Source organism: Solibacillus sp. FSL W7-1464 (genome assembly GCF_038004425.1).
Classification (GTDB): domain Bacteria; phylum Bacillota; class Bacilli; order Bacillales_A; family Planococcaceae; genus Solibacillus.
Genome location: NZ_JBBORC010000001.1, coordinates 42501 through 45000, shown reverse-complemented (window position 1 = coordinate 45000; position 2500 = coordinate 42501). Strand labels below are relative to the sequence as shown.

Annotated in this window: 1 protein-coding gene and 2 rRNA genes (2 of these 3 only partly in view); 1 reads left to right on the top strand and 2 read right to left on the bottom strand. The window is 47.9% G+C overall.

Annotated elements, in window-relative coordinates:
• A protein-coding gene (locus tag MKZ25_RS00200) for a DNA primase (protein WP_340799626.1) crosses the window boundary here: on the top strand, positions 1–408 show its final stretch. It extends 525 nt beyond the left edge of the window; 408 of the gene's 933 nt are visible here — the last part of the coding sequence; its start codon lies beyond the left edge, outside the window; it ends in the stop codon at positions 406–408.
• 222 nt (positions 409–630) lie between these two features.
• On the opposite strand, the gene rrf is transcribed toward MKZ25_RS00200, so the two are convergent.
• Positions 631–746: ribosomal RNA gene (gene rrf / locus MKZ25_RS00195) — 5S ribosomal RNA — on the bottom strand.
• Positions 747–853: 107 nt separating this feature from the next.
• Positions 854–2500, bottom strand: a 23S ribosomal RNA gene (locus MKZ25_RS00190); it runs 1282 nt beyond the window's last position.

The following is a 2500-nucleotide window of genomic DNA, read 5'->3' as shown; positions in this document are numbered from 1 at the left end:
CTAAGCTTGAATGACGATTTCTTTAAACAGGATATCAAAGCCCTCTCTCCAGAACCTTCGCAGGAATTGGAAGAGGTCCAAATGGCGACAAAAAAGCTTGAACAGGAAAATACTGAATTGAAAATGAAGGTTGAGGAAATCATGGCTTCGAATAAAGAGGATATTGCAATTCGAATTAGGGAAAAAGCGATTGAGCAGCTCGTGCTTAGCCGTTTGCAAAATGAAGCAGTTCAACAGTACTCACAACAAAAAAAGCCGACTCTTTTCCAAAAACTTTTTCGTTCTGCTCAATTGGAAGTCGATAAAAAGCTTTACATCGCAGCATATATTGAAGAAAAGTTTACTAAACAATTAACCCAGGCACTATTGGAATACCATGAACAATCTTTAAGCTATCAAGATGAGTGATTCAAAGCGCTTCCTTCTTTAAGGGAGCGCTTTTAAATTGTGTACGTAAGAAGTAATATACTATAAGGCTTAAGAAACATTTACATTCTAATTTTTTCTGTATGCACAGCTTGTTATTTTTATTTCCTTTCTGGAAAGTTATTCTTAATTTAAAGCTAAAGTTAATTACATTTTAATTTAAACGACAAAAAACCCACTAATTTCTCAGTGGGTTTCACATGTGCGAAGCGACGTCCTACTCTCACAGGGGGAAGCCCCCAACTACCATCGGCGCTAAAGAGCTTAACTTCCGTGTTCGGTATGGGAACGGGTGTGACCTCTTTGCCATCATCACTTCACTATCGGCTTCCAATCCACGAGTGTGTCTTGAAACCCTCTTGTTTTTTAAAAGAAATTTCATTCTTTCAAAACTGGATAAACGTTTCATTGAATTATGCAATAAAATGTGGTTAAGTCCTCGACCGATTAGTATTCGTCAGCTGCATGCGTCACCGCACTTCCACCTCGAACCTATCTACCTGATCGTCTTTCAGGGGTCTTACTTACTTGCGTAATGGGAAATCTCATCTTGAGGGGGGCTTCATGCTTAGATGCTTTCAGCACTTATCCCGTCCATACATAGCTACCCAGCGATGCCTTTGGCAAGACAACTGGTACACCAGCGGTATGTCCATCCCGGTCCTCTCGTACTAAGGACAGCTCCTCTCAAATTTCCTACGCCCACGACGGATAGGGACCGAACTGTCTCACGACGTTCTGAACCCAGCTCGCGTACCGCTTTAATGGGCGAACAGCCCAACCCTTGGGACCGACTACAGCCCCAGGATGCGATGAGCCGACATCGAGGTGCCAAACCTCCCCGTCGATGTGGACTCTTGGGGGAGATAAGCCTGTTATCCCCGGGGTAGCTTTTATCCGTTGAGCGATGGCCCTTCCATGCGGAACCACCGGATCACTAAGCCCGTCTTTCGACCCTGCTCGACTTGTAGGTCTCGCAGTCAAGCTCCCTTATGCCTTTACACTCTACGAATGATTTCCAACCATTCTGAGGGAACCTTTGGGCGCCTCCGTTACTCTTTAGGAGGCGACCGCCCCAGTCAAACTGTCCGCCTGACACTGTCTCCTACCCCGCTAAGGGGCATGGGTTAGAAGTTCAATACAACCAGGGTAGTATCCCACCGACGCCTCCTTCGAAGCTGGCGCTCCGAGATCTCTGGCTCCTACCTATCCTGTACAAGTTGTACCAAAATTCAATATCAGGCTACAGTAAAGCTCCACGGGGTCTTTCCGTCCTGTCGCGGGTAACCTGCATCTTCACAGGTACTATAATTTCACCGAGTCTCTCGTTGAGACAGTGCCCAGATCGTTACGCCTTTCGTGCGGGTCGGAACTTACCCGACAAGGAATTTCGCTACCTTAGGACCGTTATAGTTACGGCCGCCGTTTACTGGGGCTTCAATTCACAGCTTCGCTTGCGCTAACCGCTCCTCTTAACCTTCCAGCACCGGGCAGGCGTCAGCCCCTATACGTCACCTTACGGTTTTGCAGAGACCTGTGTTTTTGCTAAACAGTCGCCTGGGCCTATTCACTGCGGCTTCTCTAGGCTATGCACCCAAAGAAGCACCCCTTCTCCCGAAGTTACGGGGTCATTTTGCCGAGTTCCTTAACGAGAGTTCTCTCGCACACCTTAGGATTCTCTCCTCGACTACCTGTGTCGGTTTGCGGTACGGGCACCTCTCACCTCGATAGAGGCTTTTCTTGGCAGTGTGAAATCAGGAACTTCGCTCATACGAGCTCGTCATCACAGCTCAACGTTATAGTATGCGGATTTGCCTACATACACGCCTTACTGCTTGAACACGCGCAACCAACGGCGTGCTTACCCTATCCTACTGCGTCCCCCCATTTCTCAAACGGTGAGGAGGTGGTACAGGAATATCAACCTGTTGTCCATCGCCTACGCCTATCGGCCTCGGCTTAGGTCCCGACTAACCCTGAGCGGACGAGCCTTCCTCAGGAAACCTTAGTCATACGGTGCATGGGATTCTCACCCATGTTTCGCTACTCATACCGGCATTCTCACTTCTAACCG